This window comes from Staphylococcus sp. HMSC62D11 (assembly GCF_001839145.1).
Taxonomy (GTDB): Bacteria; Bacillota; Bacilli; order Staphylococcales; family Staphylococcaceae; genus Staphylococcus; species Staphylococcus lugdunensis.
Genome location: NZ_KV840192.1, coordinates 112,186 through 112,905 on the forward strand (window position 1 = coordinate 112,186; position 720 = coordinate 112,905).

At 39.7% G+C, this 720-nt stretch carries 1 pseudogene; it reads left to right on the top strand.

The features are described from left to right. Positions 1-720 (top strand): annotated as a pseudogene (locus HMPREF3267_RS07615) (hypothetical protein); the annotation flags it as partial.

Sequence of the window (720 nt, forward strand, 5' to 3'; positions counted from 1 at the left end):
CAATACCAAAAGGTGAAAAAGGTGACCGAGGCGACAATGGTCATGATGGCCAAAACGGACGTGATGGTGCGTCAATCACAATTACTCGCACAGAAACAGATGCTGCAGGTAACACAATCATCCACTTCAGTGATGGTAAAAATGTAACCGTACCAAAAGGTCAAAATGGCACATCAGTGACAATTCAAAATATAGCTAAACAACCAAATGGTGACACTGTTGTAACCTTCTCAGATGGCAAATCGATTACGATACCAAAAGGCGACAAAGGTGACGCAGGTGTTAAAGGTGCCGATGGTCATTCAATTACAATCACAAGTAATACAGAAGAACCAAACGGAGATCGTAAACTTGTGTTCTCAGATAACACAACAGTTGTGATACCAAAAGGTGCGAAAGGTGAAAATGGTACATCTATTGGCATTTCAAGAACAGAAGTAGATGGATCAGGTAACACAGTTGTTCATTTTACAGATGGCAAAGTAATCACAATACCAAAAGGTCAAAATGGCACATCAGTAGGTATTGCAACAATTACAACGTCAAGTACTGGTGATAAAGTTGTAACCTTTACAGATGGTAAAACATTGACAATACCAAAAGGCGAAAAAGGTGACCGTGGAGATAACGGACATGATGGTACATCAATTACAATTACTCGCACAGAAACAGATGGAAATGGCAACACAGTCATCCACTTTAGTGATGGTAAAAATGTAA